Genomic DNA, 15,459 nt, shown 5'->3' with positions numbered 1-15,459 from the left:
TTCCGGAATGTCAGGCAGCAACCCACTCCACCATGCGTCCTTCATGAACTGAAGGGCGGCGGCCCAGCGTGGGAAGAGGAGACATACCCTCGACCGAGTCGCACAGGTCGTGAAGCATCAAACGCATACCCGGCCACAGCCAGAGATACTCAGGGGCACCGAACGAAATTTCCCCTATGTCCCCGTAGTGGTCGCTCCGGTGGTCGATGAACAACAGATCGCCGGTGAGGCTTTGCGCGAAGGGCACCCACCGCTCATGCGCGATGTACCCGACCACCTCTTCCTCGTAGCCGTCTTCTGCGGCCTCCCGCGACATTGCGGCGAGTTTCTGCTGCCACTCCAGAATCCCCTCCGTGTCGAGCAGGCTGTAACCGAGGAGGAAGGCGCCGGCCTGCATGCTCGACCGACGCGGGGCAACACCGTTGCGCTTCGAGAGTAGCAGCTTAAGATCATCATTGACCGAGAACCCGATCTCCCGTTCCAGGTTGGATATCTCCGCGCTGGTGGCACCTGGACGAAGCGCCTGATGATCTTCACGCGCATTATGAATGAGCCACGACTCAAATCTTTGCCACAGTTCTTCAAATTGATATGCCGCGTCAGATGTAAAGGCGTTCATTCGAACCCTTTCCCATTCGGGAGTGGTGGTGTTTTCGCCAATCGAACCATAGGGCTTGGGGCTGGACCTCACCAGCTGATCAGGCTCCCCGCCAACGGCGAGAGAACGACGCCTAAAGGAACAGCTCGCAGCGTCGGCCCGGCCCTCTCTGTCCATGACCAGGATGCCGCCAGGAAGGGCGGGGATGGTCAGCCAAGGCCGTACTGCGCGACCGATCCGTCACCGGATGGCTCGCCCTGGCCTGCGCCGACGACCTGCGCGCGATCACGTACGCGGCCCCCTGGTGGAGGTGGTCCACCCCCGGATCAACCGCCCGGCCCTGGAGTGGACACTCTCCTGCCTGGCCGTCGAGCCGGTCACCGAGCCCGTCACCCGTCGCGCCGCAGCCCTTCTCGCCGACACCGGCCTGCACGGCCACAAATACGCCATGCTCAGCGCCATAGCAATCGTCGCCCCCAGCCCTGTCACGATCTTCACCTCGGACCCCGAGGACCTGACCGCGCTGTGCGGCCAACACCAACTCGCAGGCCAGCACGTGGTGGCGACTACGGCACCTCGTCAACGATGGACCTCCCACCCGGCCTGCCGGAAGCCCAGCATGAACGAATGCCCTCAAGGCATCCGGACGAGAGACGGCGGGACACGCCCGCCAGCCATCGTTCAACCTGCCACCATGCGGGAGCAGCCCCGCCACCCCCGGCGCACAACCGGCTCGCTTGGCCTACCTGCGCGCTCCGGACAGCCTCCCTGTTCGATTGAGGGGCGCACCGTATACCCCTACGCTTGCCCGAGGAAGTCTTGATCCACGTCATGGTGCATGGATCGGCCGCGACAGGGAATGATCCGGACAAGGCGAGCGAATAGGCCATTTCATTCTCGCGGGACATGCGCGGGACGACGGGCCTGACAGAGTGCCAGATAAGCCGCTGACCTGCGAAAAAACACGGGAATCCGACGGCCTCCGGAGCCGTGTGCGCAGGTTCGAATCCTGCCGGGGGCACTCGCCAGTCAGAGACTTAAAACCGGGTTCTGACCTGTGCGGATGCCAGCATGAGAGAGCGGGAGTCAGTCTCACTGACTCCCGCTCTTTCTCGTTGTCTCTCAGCGTTCGCGACACACCTCCGACACACTCGTCAGCCGTAATGCGCTGCGGCATGCCGCGCCAGCGGCGTTGAGGATGATCCGAGAGGTGATGGATTGGCGGGCCTGATCGCCGACGGATGCGACCTGATCGGAGATTTGGCCTCAGCCGCCAGCGATCAGGTGGGTCAGCCGAAAGGTTCTAGCTGCACTCCCGAAAAAGCCCGGGGCGGGTGGCTGGACGGGAGCAAGGCTGGCATGACCCTTACCTCTGGGAACTAGGCATACCGACCTTGATGGGTGCGCTTGGTCAATTGGCCACCACGGAACGGGCTCCGTGGACGAAAGTTGAAGGCAAGGGCGCACAGGCAGCCATGTAAATGGATCTACAGATTCCGGGACTGGCCAGGAACTGCCCGGGGAACACTATGAGCAGAGAGGTTATTTTTGATCTTGAGCAACTTCCCCGAAAGGGTCACGATCATGCCAGCTAGTCTGCTACTTCTGAGCGGGATCGTGATGGACCGCCTTGCCGCGTAGGGCGTAGTTCATAGGTATATCTTGGCCAGAGGGGGGCTGCGATGGCGATATGGGAGGCATGCCTCTGGGGTTTGCTGGGTGCTGGGCTAATCGAAGCGAAAGAGATGTGGCAACTCTATCGCCAAAACAACGAGTTCCCTTGGAAGCTCGACGGACGCGCCCAAGCGAAACCTTATGTGGCGGCAGTGGCAATACGATTCTTCATGGCTGGCGGAATCAACGCCGCATACGCTTCAGCCAACCAGGTAACGGGCTCTCTAGGAGCCCTTACTTTAGGAATCGCGGCCCCTATGTTTATCCAGCAGTTAGCCGAGGGGACTTTACCAAAGAAGCAAGAATCCGCCTTTGATGAGCGGCTCGATAACGAGGCTTTCACACCCTCGCCCGCGCGCCTCGAAACCTCGGAACATTCGAGCAATACAGACAAGCAGCACACTCAACATGTAACCCCTGCCACAGACCACGGGAGTCCCGATGGCCAGTGACAATCCCTCTTTCCTACGCGCCATACGCGACCAACTAGCTGCAATCCCAAGCCACACGCGACGCAGTCTCTCACCCGAGTCAAGCTTCACATTTTGGCTCCGCGCGGCTTTGGCTTTCCACCCTATCCAGGCTCAACGCACTTCACTGCGGCCCGCAGATATTTCCACCGCGGAAAAGGGCGAAGTGACCAAGGGAATCACCACCACCACTGAACGGATGAAAGAAAGGCCAGCGACCGATCGCCTTTACCACCGCTCTAACATCCAACAAGTGGCCGATGCACTCGCAGGCGCATGCGATATGGCCAATAGTCTGGCCAGGAACCTCGACCTAGGCAAAGCTCGTGAACGCGGACAGTCGCTGGTCCGCGCCCTGGATAGCGACCGTCCCCAGAACCTCGACTATCCCTACATTCGAGAATTGACTCGCAGCCTCGCTCGTGACATATCGATGGCACTCTCTCTTGACCTTGAGGCCGATATTCGTCAAGAAAATTTCAGCCTTCAAATCGACAAACCCCGCGCACTCCTACTAGCGCGAAAGATGACGCAAAACCTCGAACTATCGCTTACCAGTCCCGATTCTCTAGACCGTGATCGCGCCAGTGACCGCCTGCACGCCCGTGAACTTAACGCAGCCCTGGACCGCGATCAAGCCCTCCGAACCGCAGATCAGCGAACGACTGTCCGTACCTTCATTCGGAACCTCGCGAGTGTTCTTGATGATGCCCTCGACCGTGACATCAATGGCACCTACGGCACAGAGGGGGACGACAACCCGTTCCATGAATTCACGTTCGCTCTCGACCTCTCGATCATTCGCGCACGCGCCGAAGAATTGACGAATGAGATCGCCATCGAAATCATCTACGCCCGCGCCCGCGCCCTGGATCTGGCTCGCGCTCTCGATCGATCGATAGGTCGGGATTTGATTCGTGCTCGCGAGCGAGCCCATACCCTCCTCCTGGCCATAGAGGGAGATCTAGCCGAGAATCGCGCAAGGGATCTGGAAAGCGCTATCAAAGAGTTGAGGAACACAGCTAACGATTTTCGAAATTCTGACCTCCGGACGGCTAAACTAACTGGAATAGACCTAAGCTGGCTAATCTGGGATGAGCGCACCACTAAATGGCCGAAGGGCTGGGCTCAACGCATCAGGAACGCTTCCGTCGAGCAACCCATTGGATCAGGACAATTCGTCGTCCTGCCGTCTTTCGGGCATAATCCGGCCGCGCTTCCCGTGGATGCTCCGTGACCAGAAAATTGTCGTTACGATTTCTACCTAAGCAGCAGGCGCCGCTGACAGCGCGGCGCCACCTGCCTCTTGAGCCCGCTAGGATCAATCACCCTCATCCTTCAGTGCCTTTGCTATCTTCGCATTGGCTGCTTCTTCATGGCCGTCAACGCGGCCGTGGTATCGACGGTGAATTACCTCTGGGGAGTTGCCGACCCGCCGGGCCACCTCAGCGATCGGCACCCCGGCGTTCAGCCACCGCGTGATGCACGCGTGCCGCAGGTCGTACGGACGTCCAGCCAACGGTGAGGCGGCACGCTCCGGCGGCAACGCATAGTCTCGGGCCTCCTCCCACACCCGCCAGTAGGTGGATGAGCCGACCACTCCCCCGCGCTCATTGCCGAACACGCGCTCTTCCTTAGCAGTCCCGAACTCCTTCACGTGAGCCCGGTCACTTCGAGCAGACCCGTTTGCAGATGCTCGCCACGCTCGACAGCTCGCGCGATGGCCTCGCGCACCTACTCGCCGTAGAGCGGGCCCAGGCCGCCGGACCGGTTGCCGGGACTCAGTAGACGCCGTGTGCGGAGGTGAGGCGGTTCGGATTCGCGTTGCTCGCGTCGTTCGCCAACTCGCCTCTCCGGTGGCCAAATAGCCTCTCCGGTGTCGGCTGCCGATCCCAACAGGCCGGCCGACCAGTCCACTTGGTTCCACGGTCTTTGCTACTTGTCCGCCCGGTAGAGCTTGATGTCCTTGTTCACGAACAGGTGGACGTAGCCGCAGCGCCAGCAGATCAGGCCGGTGGCGTTCTCGTCGGCCCAGGCCAGCTTCATGAATTCCATGCCGGTGCTGTTGAGGAGGATGCCCCGCTCTCGGAACAGATCTCCTTGGCAGACCTGGCACTTGAGCCAGATGTCTCCCAGTGCCGCGCGTACCGGCTTCTTCGCCATCGCGTGAACGCCCCCGACGCTGCTGTGTGGTCCGGACGAGGCTACCCATACGTGCCCTCGGTGCGGGCGGGCGGGCGGGCGAGCAAGCTGCCGACCAGCCCCTCCGGCACAGACGCGAGCGGCGCGCCGCCCCTGGATGGGGAAGCGCGCCGCAGGTCTCACGTCACCTCATGGCGTCACGGCGTCGTAGCGTCATGACGTCGTAGTGCGGGTGATCAGTGGTGGCCGCCGCCACCGTGGCCGCCGCCACCGTTGTGACCGCCACCGCCGTTGTGGCCGCCACCACCGTTGTGACCGCCACCACCATTGTGGCCGCCACCGCCGTTGTGACCGCCACCACCGTGGCCGCCCTCGTGGTTGCCCCAGGACGTGTCGTCCACGAGGCGGCGGTGGTCGCTGCGGAGGGTGGCGGTGTCGGAGCGGTTGTCCCAGGCGTAGTTGTGGCGGTCCTGGTAGAGGTCGCGGTTGGTGTCGCGGCCCACCCCGGTGTGGACGCGGACGGTGGCGTGGCCGTCGAGGCGGTAGTGGCGGAAGGTGTAGGTCTGGCCGTCCTTGTTCGACAGCTTCCAGCCGTCGAGGTTGACGGCGCTGCGGGTGTGGTTGGTGATCTCCACCCACTCGTTGTTCAGGGAGCGGTTGGAGCGGTCCTCCGGTCCCGGAGAGTCGTACTGCACGCGGCTGATCTCCACGTTCGCCCGGGCCGCGTGGTGGTCGGCAGCGGTCGCCGGCAGTGCCGCCGCGCCGACGAGAGCGCCGGCCGCGAGAGCGGCTGCGGCCAGACGGCGGACGGACACGGAAGGTGAAGAGGTCACGGGTTCCCCCAGCATGGTGCGGGCACCTCCCTGGATACGGCTACGGCCGGATCCCGGGCTGTGCGGTGTGCGGGTGGCGGCCTGTTGGCCGCGCACCCACACCTTCTCCACCGGGCGGATGGGATATGAGCGATACGTGAATCGTGTTACGAGTCGGTCGTATTTCCGTCACTGTCGCCTGTACCGTCCATTTATGTGCGTGATGCACCAGGTTGACGCCCTGGCGAGCGGAGGGGTCTTGTGGGCACTGGGCCGAGCTCCGCGGTCGCCAGGGTGCGCCACCCCAGGCCCGCCGGGAGCGTCACCCGAAAGTGAGTAACGGTGGGCCTCCCACCTGCGCATTGTTACTGGTAGTAACAGTTCTTCGCCGTTCCTGATGCCGGGTCACCGAACACCCCGTTGGTGCAGGGGGTGCCGCCGTTGAACGAGCCGTAGAAGTACTGACCGTTGGCTCCGTACGCCACCTCGTGCGTGCCTGAGAAGGAGCAGGCTCCGTTCTCCGCCGCGCATGTCGTCCAGGTCGCGAAGGATGGGGGCGGCGATACGACGTGGCAGGACTTCGCCGTGCCTGAGATCGGGTCGCCGAAGACCGCGTTGGTGCAGGGGGTGCCGTCGGACAACGTCGCGTAGCGGTAGCTGCCGTTCGCGCCGTAGGCCACTGTCATCGCGCCGGTGAAGGCGCAGGTGGCGTTCTCGGTCGCGCACTGGGACCAGACGTTCGTGGTCGGCGGTGCGGACTGGACGTAGCAGGCCTTCGCGATGCCGCTCGCCGGGTCGCCGAAGGTGGCTGTGGTGCAGGCGCTTGCTGAACTCGTCGTGGTGTAGGCGAACTTGCCCTGTGCTCCGAACGCGACGGTCTTCGTGCCGGAGACCGCGCGCGTGCCGCCCGACAGCGCGCACTGGGTCCAAGTGCCGGGCAGGGAAAGGCTTTCGGTCGGGGAGACCGTGCCGGTGGCGGGGTAGCTCACGGTGTACGAACCCGGTTGGACGCCGCGGAAGTAGTGCCGGTGTCATGACGGGCACGGATTGGTTGCGGGACGGCGCCACTCCCCCACAACTACCGCCCACCGACGGCACCATGACGTCCCATGGGGACCTTGAGCGGGGGCCGGGATCGCTACGTCGACTTTCTGCGGGCGTGGGCGATCGTGCTGGTGGTGTTCGGGCACTGGCTGATCACCGGATTGGTGCGGGACCCCAACGGGGTAATCAGCGCACCGGAGTTGCTCGCCACCGTGCCCTGGACGCAGTGGCTCACCCTGGGCTTCCAGATCATGCCGCTGTTCTTCCTGGCCGGCGGACATGCCGCAGGCGGTTCCTGGGCGCGGGCCCGCACCGAGGGCCGTACGGCGACCGGTTGGGTGGGGCAGCGGGCGCTACGGCTGCTGCTGCCGGCCGGGGTGTACAGCGGGCTGGTGCTGGTCGCCGTGGCGATCTGCTCGGTGGTCGGGGTGGACCCCGGCATCCTCGCGCTCGTCGGGTGGGCCATGGCCATGCAGTTCTGGTTCCTGCCGGTGTATCTGCTGCTCAGCGCGGCAACTCCGGTTCTGCACGCGGCACATCGGCGGTGGGGGTTGCGTGTGCCCGTGGCGATGGGGGTGGTCGCCCTGGTCGCCGACACACTGGTGGTCACCGTGCACGCGCCCTTCGTCGGGCTGATCGACTACGTGCTCGTGTGGGGCGTCGCCTATCAACTGGGTTTCTGCTGGCGGGACATGCTTCTCACCGAACGGTCCGCCCTCCCCGCCTGCATGGCCGCGGGCGGTGCGGTCGCCTTCGCCGTGCTGGTCGCCCTCGGGCCGTTCCCGGTGAGCCTGATCCTGGTGACCGGACAGAGCCCCAGCAACACCAATCCCCCGTCCGCCGCGATGCTGGCCTGGGCAGTCGGCCAGGTGGGGCTGGCGCTGCTTCTCGCGCCCGTGCTACGACGGCTGTTGGAACGCGAGCAACTCTGGGGACTGGTACGCCCGTTGGGCGGCGCCAGCATGACGCTCTACCTGTGGCACATGCTGCCGGTGCTGATCATCGCCGCCGCCTTCTATCTCACCGGGCTCGCTCCCGAACCCGCCTACGGGTCGGGGAGTTGGTGGGCGCTGCGGGTGCCCTGGCTGGCCGTGCTCGGGGTCGTGCTGGTGGGGGTCGTAGCGGCGCTGCGGCCGTTGGAACGTGGGCTCGCGTTGGCGTACGAGCGGACGCGGCCGGGTGATCTCCCGTTTGAACTCCCGCGTCGGCCTTGGGCGTTGTGGGTCGGCCTGGCGGCGAGTGTGAGTGCGCTGACATGGTTCGCCGGGCACGGGTTCGCCTATGACGGGCGGTTCCCGGTGCTGCCCGCGCTGGGTCTCGCGGTGGGGGTCGGGCTGGTCATGGTGACGGGGCGGAACAGCGTGCGCCGTCCCGCCCCGTCACTGCACAACAGCCTTGGTGGCTGACCCTCCAACTGCCTTGTTGCTTAGGGAACTTCGGCCTCAGCGCCTACGGCACTTCGACAGGTCGATCCGGACGATCTGCGGGTCGTGGTCGCTCGCCTGGTCCGCGAACTCCGCGTTGATGTGCACGACGTCGTAGTTGAAGGACGTCACCGCGGGGCTGGTCAGGATGTGGTCCAGGGTCTGGGAGTTGCCGTCGTAGACGTAGGTGTAGCGCTCGGCGGCCGGGAGGGTGGTGATCAGGGGCTTGAGGACCTTGCCGGCCGTCAGAGTGGTCACCGTCTGCGAGAACTCGTAGTCGTTCAGGTCGCCGAGGACGACCGCCTTGGCGTTCTTGTCCGCCGCCAGCAGGGACGTGACGAAGGTGTTGACCTCCGCCGCCTGGGCCGCGCGCTGCGTCTCGGAGCTGCGGGCCGGGGGCTGGTAGCGGCCGTGGATCGGCTGGTCGCCGCCCTTGGAGATGAAGTGGTTGGCGATCACGAAGACCTGCTCGCCCTGGAAGGTGAACTCGCCGGCCAGGGGCTTGCGGCTGTCCTCCCAGGCCGCGTTGGTCGGGTCGATACGGCCCGGGGAGTAGGTGAGTTCGACGCCCTTGCGGGTCTTCACCACGCTCGTGGCGGTGGTCGCGTCGCCGCCCTTGTGGTCGGTGAAGGAGACCCGCTTGGGGTTGAAGAGGAAGACCTGGCGGATGTTGCCGCCGGGTTCGCCGCCGTCCTCGTCGTTGGTCGGCGAGATGTAACGCCACTTGTACACCGGGCCGCCGGCCGCGCGGACCGCGTCCGTGAAACGCTTCAGGGTGGCCTCGGCCGTCACCGTGCCGTCGTTCGTCGCACCGTTGTCGTCCTGGATCTCCTCCAGGGCCACGATGTCGGGCGAGTTGAGGTTGACCGCGACGCCCTCGGCGAGGCGGGCGAACTTCTCCTGGGTGTCGAGCGCGTCCAGGTTCTCCACGTTGTACGTGGCTACCGCCAGCTCGTCCTTCTTCTGACGGCGTGTCACTTCCTGCTTCAGACCGTTGTCGACGAGCGTGCCGAGCTGGGTGGCCTGGACGTTGTAGCCGCCGTAGGTGGAGTAGTCGAGGGGACCGGTGGTCGCGCCTGACAGTTCGTCACCGACGTTGGCCACGGGGAAGGTTGAGGTGGTGTCGAGCGACATCACCTCGATACGGCCGGTGTTGGGCTGGTCGTACGAGGAGTAGAGGGTGCCGCCGCGCGCCGTGGCACTCTCGTCCGGCTTCACGGTGACCCACAGCTCGCCGTACGCGTCGCTCGCGCCGACCACTCGGGCGTCGGCGAAGGTGACCCGCACGCCCTCCAGGGACTCGTAAAAATCCTGGGCGTAGACGGTCGGTTGGAGGGCGAGGGACTCGATGCTGCCGCCGGACGCGGTCGGGATGTAGGCGTCGGGAACCGAGGTGGCGTTCAGCGCGACGGCGTCGGGAAGGGCGTTGCCGCTGGAGAGGACCGTGGTGGTCGGGCCGGCGATCTCGGTGTTCGACTGGCTGGTGCTGCTCGGGTAGTACTCGCTGACCTTGCCGGTGACCAGGACCGAATCACCCACCGCCACGGTGGGCTTGGCGGAACCGGTGTAGACGAACACGGCCTCGCTGGTGCGCGGGTCGGTGTCGGGTGCCGGGTCCTGGATCCAGTAGCCGAGGGAACCGCTGCTGCGGACGCCGGTGACGATGCCCGGGACGCGGGTGACCGTCTGGCCGGAGTACGGCGAGAGACGGGTCGTGCCCTGGATGTCGTGGACGCGGACGGTGCCGGGGTCGGTGGGCGAGCCGCCGCCACCGCCGTCACCTCCGCCGTCGCCCGAACCCGGCGTCTGTCCGGCCGAGTTGACCGGTGACGGGGTACCACTCGTGAAGTCCGCCGCGTTGTCGTCGGTGTCGGCGAGCGAGTCGGCGCGGGCGACGGCGGCCGTGTTGGAGGCGCCGGTGGCCGGGCCGCTGCCCTCGCGGACGACCGCGGTGCCGTAGCCCGTGAGGTCGACGACGCTCGGGTCGGCCGCGCAGTCCGCGGCGGTCTTGCAGGTCAGCGCGGTGGCGCCGGAGACCAGGGCGATCGTGCCGGAGGTGGCGCTCATCGCGATCGAGCCGGTGGCGTCGGTGGTCGGCAGCGCGGTCGTGCCGCCGCTGCCGGTGCCCTCGCCGACCAGGTAGCGGGCGCCGGGGGCGATCGCGCCGGTGAGCGCGGTGACCTGCCAAGTGGAGCCGGAGGAAGGCGTACCGGACAGGTACTGGACGCTGTATCCCGACAGGTCGTAGGCCGTCGCACCGGCGTTGCCGAGTTCGACGAAGTCCCGGGTCAGGGTCGCTCCCGAGTTGCCCCCGCCGCCGTACACCTCGGCAATGACCGCCGAGGCAGAGGGAGTTGCGGACGCGGTGGGCAGGGCGGTGAAGGCGAACGCTCCCGCCGCGCCCACCGAGACGATCGCTTGGGCGGTGCGGCGGGCGCGGGGTCTGCGCCCTTCAGGTCTGGACACGCTGGCGGTCTCCTCGTGCTTCGTGTAGCTGCCGATACCGGGTGCCTGTGGGGAGTCGGCTCAAGTTACGCGCGTAGAAAGGGAGTTGCCAGAGGGCCTCACGTTAAATCCCGGGAACAAGTGAGTGCGGGGACGGCGGCCGCGACGGCGAAAGTGACGTTCCACACATAAGTCCGTTGACTAATCCGGGCAACTCACCCCATTCGGGCGGCCCTTGAGGGCCTCGGGAGTGCAACAGGTTCATCTTTCAACCGTGGCTTTTTCCGATTTGATCTAGTTCACTTCGGGATGGTTTGCCATAGGGCATAAGCCCGTTCCGTCCCCAGGAAGCGTGTACAGATATGTCCAATTCGTCCGATTCATCCCAAGTCCCCTTCGCTCCCCACCCGGTGACCGCCGCCGAAGTCATCCCGGGCGACCTGATCGCCCTGACCCCGGACGACGCCGAACGCGCCTGCTGGTACGTCGTGACCCACACCCTCCCCGAGACGCCCGAGACGATCCGGGTCACCCTGCGGCCTCCGCTCGGCGGGACGGACCACGACGAGGTGCTCGACCGCGACCGCCGCGTGACCAGCGCGTGCCGGCGACTGGACGCCGGGGCGGTGCCGCGACTCGTCTCCGACGACCTCACGTCCGTCGAGTTCCGGGAGGGCGACCGGGTGACCTCGCTGCGGGTGGTCGATCCGGCGGCCGACGAGGAGTCGTACGTACGGCGTTGGGGTGTGTGGCATCGGGACCTCGACGGGGGGACGGGGGATGACGTCGTGACCGATGCGCAGGTGCGCGGGTGGGGTGGTGCGGGGGCCGGCTCGGAGGCGCCGGGGGCTGGTGCGGCGGCTGCTGGTGCGGGAGCGCCGGGGGCTGGTGCGGGGGTCGGTGGCGAGTTCGTCGTACGGCATCATCCGCGGCCGGAGCGTGCGGCGGCCGTGGCCGGGCCGCGGCGGGTCGTGGTCACCGGGCTGGGGGCCGTCACACCGCTCGGGGTCGGGGTCGACGAGCTGTGGCGGGGGCTGCTCGACGGTCGGCACGGGATACGGGAGCTGGACGGCGAGGAGTTCGCGGAACTGCCCGTGCGGCTGGCCGGGACCGTGCCCGTCGATCCGGCGGAACTGCTGCCGCGTCAGGCGGCGCGGCGGATGAACCGGGCCGCGCAGTTCGCCGTGCTCGCCGCGCGGGAGGCGTGGGGTGACGCCGGGTTCGTGGCGGGCGGCACCCGGGAGAGCGGGCTCGATCCGGAACGGGTCGGCGTGAGCCTCGGGGCGATCCTCGGGGACGCGTCCGTGCTCGTCGGCGGTGACCGCAAGCTGCGGGACAAGGGGCCGCGCGGCGTCTCGCCGCTCACCACCCCGATGACCGTTCCGTCGCAGGCCGCGTCCCAGGTCTCCCTCGACCTGCACATCACCGGCGAGGCCCGCACCGTCACAGCGGCGTGTGCCTCCGGCACCGAGGCGATCGGGGCGGCCATCGACCGCATACGGTACGGCCGTGTCGACATCGCCCTCGCGGGCGGGGCCGAGGCGGTCGTCACGCCGGCGATCATGGCGTCGTTCGCGGCGATGCGGGCGTTGTCCACGCGGGGGTTGGCGGACGGTTCGTCGCCGTCACGGCCGTTCGGCAAGGACCGGGACGGGTTCGTGAACGGGGAGGGTGCGGGGGTGCTCGTCCTGGAGGCCGAGGAACACGCACGCGCGCGTGGAGCGCGGATCTACTGCGAGGCCGCCGGGTGGGGGCTGTCCGCCGACGCGCACCACATGGCGGCGCCGGATCCGTCCGGGGCCGGGGTCGCACTCGCCGTGCGCCGGGCGGTGCGGGACGCGGGCGGGCATGTCGTGGACGTCGTCCACGTGAACGCGCACGCCACGGCGACGGTGGAGGGGGATCTCGCCGAGGCGGGGGCATTGCGGGCGGTATTCGGCCGGAGAAACGTTCCTGTCACCGCGATCAAGGGGCATCTCGGTCATCTGCAGGGGGCTGCGGGCGGGGTCGAGGCCGTGGCGACGGTGCTCACGCTGCATCACGGGGTGGTGCCGGCGACTGTGGGGGCGGTGAGTGAGCTGGATGACGCGATCGGGCTTGATGTGGTGACGGGGGTGGCTCGGGAGTTGCCTGCGGGGCGGCCTGGGGACGGGGATCTCGCGTTGAGCAATTCGTTTGGGTTTGGGGGGCATAACGCTGTGTTGGCTTTGCGGCGGGTGGGGTAGCGCTTCGCGGGGACCGGCGAGGGGGCGGGGGGCTGGGGCTCAGGGAGTTCGCTTGCGGGGGCCTTCTTTGGCGGGGGCCTGGGCGGGGAGCTCGGCGGGGTTTTCTTCGCGGTGACGGTGGGCTTGGTTGCCGTGGCGGTGGGTGGGTGACGCTACGCGGGGGGGCTGGCGAAGGGACTGCAGATCAGGCCGTTCGCTTGCGCGGGGATAGCTTCGTTGCCGGGGTCCTTGCCGGGGGTTTCTTCGCGGTCGCGGGGGCGGTGGGTGGGGTAACGCTGCGCGGGACCGGCAAGGAGGCTGCGGCTCAAGCGGTTGGCTTGCCGGGGGGCTTCGTTGCCGGGTCTTCGCCGAGGGGTTCTTCGCGGTCGCCGTGGGCTTCGTCGCGGTGACGGCGGGTGGGGTAACGCTGCGCGGGACCGGCGAGGGGGCTGCCGCTCAGGCCGTTCGTTTGCGGGGAGTTGCCTTCTTTGGTGGGGTCTTCTTCGCGGCGGCGGTGGACTTGGTCGCCGTTGACTTCGTCGCCGTCGGCTTTTTGGTCGTCCGTGTTGATTTCTTCGCCGGTGCCGATGCCTGGGACTGGGACTTCTTCGCCGATGTCGTCTTCTTCGTTGCCGTGGAGGTCGACTTCTTGCCGGGGGTCTGTTTGGGGGTTGCTCGGGGTGAGATACGTCTGACCTCGGCCTTCGTTCCCGTTTCCTTGCCGTCCGTTTCCTCTCCGCGCGACTCCTTCGCCTCGCGGACGCTCTTCTCCAGGGCCGCCATCAGGTCGAGGACCTTCGCACCGGGGGCCGGGGACGGAGATGCCGCGGGCTGTTCGCCGGAGGCCTTCGCGGTGATCATCTCCTCGACCGCTTCGCGGTAGTCGTCGTGGAGGTCGTCGAGGTCGACCTCGCCCAGCGTGTCCATCAGGGCGTCCGCGAGGTCGAGTTCCTTGTCGCGGACGGTGACGTTCGTGTCGGGGGCGACGCCCTCGGGGACGCGGATCTCGTCCGGCCAGAGCAGGCCGTGCATGGCGATCACGTCATCGACCACGCGCAGCATGCCGAGGCGTTCCCGGCCCCGCAGCGCGTACTTCGCGATGGCCACCTTCTGGCTCCGCTTCAGCGCCTCGCGCAGCAGCGTGTACGGCTTGGCCGCGGGGACGCCGTTCGCGGAGAGGTAGTACGCCGCGTCCATCTGGAGCGGGTCGATCCGGTCGGCCGGCACGAACGCCACGATCTCGATCGTCTTCGCGGTCGGGATCGGCAACTGGGCCAGGTCCTCGTCCGTGATCGGGATCATCGTGCCGTCCGCGGCCTCGTACGCCTTGCCGATCTCGGCCTGGGCGACCTCGCGGTCCTCCAGTTCGCAGACCTTGCGGTAGCGGATACGGCCGCCGTCCTCCGTGTGGATCTGGCGGAAGGAGATGGAGTGGCTCTCGGTCGCGTTCACCAGCTTGATCGGGATGCTGACCAGGCCGAAGGAGATGGCGCCGTTCCATATGGATCGCACCTGCCGCACCCGCCTTCCGATTCCGGCTTCACTTCCGGTTTCCGATTCCGGATCGCGTCCGGTTCGTCACGTTTCCGTGGGATTCTCATCGTATGACGCCGATCACAGAGGTGGAGGGGCGAAGGCTCGCGCTCAGCAACCTGGACAAGGTGCTGTACCCGGCGACCGGGTTCACCAAGGGCGAGGTTCTGCACTACTACGCGACCACGGCCGAGGTTCTGCTGCCCCATCTGCGTGACCGGCCGGTGTCCTTCCTGCGGTATCCGGACGGGCCGGAGGGTCAGGTCTTCTTCGCCAAGAACGTGCCGCCGGGTACGCCCGACTGGGTCACCACCGCGGAAGTGCCCCGGTCGGAGGGGCCGGCCCGGATGGTGCTGGTGCAGGATCTGGCGAGTCTGATGTGGGCGGCGAACCTCGTCACCGAGTTCCATACGCCGCAGTGGGTGATCGGGGCGCCCGGCCTCGCCGACCGGCTCGTCTTCGACCTCGATCCGGGGGCGCCGGCGACCGTCGTGGAGTGCTGTGAGGTCGCGGTGTGGCTGCGGGAGCGGCTCGTCGCGGACGGGATCGAGGCGTACGTCAAGACGTCCGGGGCGAAGGGGTTGCATCTGTTGGCGGGGGTGGAGCCGGTGTCTTCGGAGCGGGCTGTCGCGTATGCGAAGGAGTTGGCCGTGGAGGCGGAGAAGGCTTTGCCTCGGCTCGTCGTGCATCGGATGACGCGGAGTCTGCGGGCGGGGAAGGTGTTCGTCGACTGGAGTCAGAACGCTGCGCGGAAGACCACCGCCACGGCGTACACCTTGCGGGCGCGGAGTGAGCCGGGGGTGTCTGCGCCGGTTACGTGGGGGGAGGTGGAGGGGTGCGGGTCGGTGGCTCAACTCCGCTTTCTCGCGGGGGACATGGAGGGACGGCTGCGGGAGTACGGGGACCTGTTGGGGCCGTTGCTCGATGTCGGGCGGGCGGGGGTTGTGCCTTGATTTTCGCCCCCGCCGCCCCTACCCGTCCCATCACCAGGGGCTGCCGCCCCTTCCGCCCCGCCCGGGGGCTGCGCCCGTGCGCTCGGTGGCCTTCGTACGGTCCCGGCGCGGCGCCGAGCTGATCGCGCTGATCGCCCAGGAACGCCTCGCCGAGGTCGAC

At 67.0% G+C, this 15,459-nt stretch carries 11 protein-coding genes, 1 tRNA gene and 2 pseudogenes; 7 read left to right on the top strand and 7 right to left on the bottom strand.

Annotated elements, in window-relative coordinates; translation table 11 throughout:
* Positions 1–10 precede the first annotated feature (10 nt).
* Complete coding sequence (locus tag ACFWP5_RS26580; RefSeq protein ID WP_384161442.1) at positions 11–691, bottom strand: SMI1/KNR4 family protein; 681 nt, start codon at positions 689–691, stop codon at positions 11–13.
* 119 nt (positions 692–810) lie between these two features.
* Here ACFWP5_RS26580 and ACFWP5_RS26575 point away from each other — a divergent pair.
* The 4 genes and pseudogenes from ACFWP5_RS26575 to ACFWP5_RS26560 all read left to right on the top strand — a co-directional run.
* Positions 811–1,130 (top strand): annotated as a pseudogene (locus tag ACFWP5_RS26575) (DNA-binding protein); the annotation flags it as partial.
* A 402-nt stretch (positions 1,131–1,532) separates the two neighbouring features.
* A tRNA-Arg gene (locus tag ACFWP5_RS26570) sits at positions 1,533–1,619 on the top strand.
* Between the two features lie 661 nt (positions 1,620–2,280).
* A complete protein-coding gene (locus tag ACFWP5_RS26565; protein ID WP_384161439.1) occupies positions 2,281–2,724 on the top strand; it encodes a hypothetical protein in 444 nt (147 codons plus the stop codon).
* A gap of 184 nt (positions 2,725–2,908) precedes the next feature.
* Positions 2,909–3,979: a hypothetical protein gene (locus ACFWP5_RS26560; protein WP_384161437.1), complete on the top strand. Its 1,071-nt coding sequence runs from the start codon at positions 2,909–2,911 to the stop codon at positions 3,977–3,979.
* Positions 3,980–4,063: 84 nt separating this feature from the next.
* Here ACFWP5_RS26560 and ACFWP5_RS26555 read toward each other — a convergent pair.
* The 4 genes and pseudogenes from ACFWP5_RS26555 to ACFWP5_RS26540 all read right to left on the bottom strand — a co-directional run.
* Positions 4,064–4,408, bottom strand: a pseudogene (locus ACFWP5_RS26555) (site-specific integrase); the annotation flags it as partial.
* 269 nt (positions 4,409–4,677) lie between these two features.
* Complete coding sequence (locus ACFWP5_RS26550) at positions 4,678–4,905, bottom strand: hypothetical protein (RefSeq protein WP_384161434.1); 228 nt, start codon at positions 4,903–4,905, stop codon at positions 4,678–4,680.
* A 215-nt stretch (positions 4,906–5,120) separates the two neighbouring features.
* The gene (locus ACFWP5_RS26545; protein WP_384161431.1) at positions 5,121–5,828 is read right to left on the bottom strand and encodes a lamin tail domain-containing protein; all 708 of its coding nucleotides are present in this window, start codon (positions 5,826–5,828) and stop codon (positions 5,121–5,123) included.
* Positions 5,829–6,061: 233 nt separating this feature from the next.
* Positions 6,062–6,685: a hypothetical protein gene (locus tag ACFWP5_RS26540; RefSeq protein ID WP_384161429.1), complete on the bottom strand. Its 624-nt coding sequence runs from the start codon at positions 6,683–6,685 to the stop codon at positions 6,062–6,064.
* A 120-nt stretch (positions 6,686–6,805) separates the two neighbouring features.
* On the opposite strand from ACFWP5_RS26540, the gene ACFWP5_RS26535 reads away from it, so the two are divergent.
* Entirely contained in the window at positions 6,806–8,146 is a 1,341-nt protein-coding gene (locus tag ACFWP5_RS26535; protein WP_384161426.1) for an acyltransferase, read from the top strand.
* Between the two features lie 36 nt (positions 8,147–8,182).
* Here the strand turns inward: ACFWP5_RS26535 and ACFWP5_RS26530 are convergent, their stop codons facing one another.
* On the bottom strand, positions 8,183–10,570 hold the full coding sequence (locus ACFWP5_RS26530) for a lamin tail domain-containing protein (protein ID WP_384161531.1): 2,388 nt from the start codon (positions 10,568–10,570) through the stop codon (positions 8,183–8,185).
* 401 nt (positions 10,571–10,971) lie between these two features.
* Here ACFWP5_RS26530 and ACFWP5_RS26525 point away from each other — a divergent pair, with 401 nt between their 5' ends.
* Positions 10,972–12,834 (top strand): beta-ketoacyl-[acyl-carrier-protein] synthase family protein, encoded by a 1,863-nt coding sequence (locus tag ACFWP5_RS26525; RefSeq protein ID WP_384161423.1) that lies wholly within the window; start codon positions 10,972–10,974, stop codon positions 12,832–12,834.
* Positions 12,835–13,269: 435 nt separating this feature from the next.
* Here ACFWP5_RS26525 and ACFWP5_RS26520 read toward each other — a convergent pair whose 3' ends face one another.
* A complete protein-coding gene (locus ACFWP5_RS26520; RefSeq protein ID WP_384161420.1) occupies positions 13,270–14,334 on the bottom strand; it encodes a Ku protein in 1,065 nt (354 codons plus the stop codon).
* A gap of 83 nt (positions 14,335–14,417) precedes the next feature.
* Here ACFWP5_RS26520 and ligD point away from each other — a divergent pair, with 83 nt between their 5' ends.
* Positions 14,418–15,299, top strand: coding sequence for a non-homologous end-joining DNA ligase (ligD, locus tag ACFWP5_RS26515; RefSeq protein WP_384161417.1), 882 nt, complete (start codon positions 14,418–14,420; stop codon positions 15,297–15,299).
* The last annotated feature ends 160 nt before the right edge of the window (positions 15,300–15,459 follow it).

It is taken from the genome of Streptomyces sp. NPDC058469, from assembly GCF_042721125.1.
Classification (GTDB): Bacteria; Actinomycetota; Actinomycetes; order Streptomycetales; family Streptomycetaceae; genus Streptomyces.
This window is presented reverse-complemented; position numbering and strand designations above follow the sequence as displayed.